The organism is Rhizobium ecuadorense (genome assembly GCF_001187535.1).
Lineage (GTDB): Bacteria > Pseudomonadota > Alphaproteobacteria > Rhizobiales > Rhizobiaceae > Rhizobium > Rhizobium ecuadorense.
The window spans coordinates 1-257 of record NZ_LFIO01001564.1 but is presented as its reverse complement, the minus strand read 5'-3'; the positions used below and the strand labels follow the sequence as shown (position 1 = coordinate 257).

Annotated in this window: 1 pseudogene; it reads right to left on the bottom strand. The window is 58.0% G+C overall.

Going from position 1 to position 257, the window contains the following annotated elements:
- Nucleotides 1-108 (bottom strand): annotated as a pseudogene (locus AF337_RS45835) (chloramphenicol phosphotransferase); the annotation flags it as partial.
- Nucleotides 109-257 lie beyond the last annotated feature (149 nt).

Here is a 257-nt window from a genome sequence, read left to right as displayed (position 1 = left end):
GAACCAGTGATTATCAATGATCTTTGCTGATAGAAGCGAGCCGAGTTCTTTGGCGATTGTCAGCTTGCCGACGCCCGGAAACCCCAAGAGCAAAACGAAAACACCCATCGTCCGACAACTCTCCCCACAATCCACCGGTGTGAAACACAGCATTTTTGCGCTTCGGTGATCAGCCGAACCGCTTAGTGCGAGGCCGCCTCGCTTGCGACCGCCGCCGCCTCGCGCTTCTGGCTGGGCCCGACCGGAATCAGCCAGGT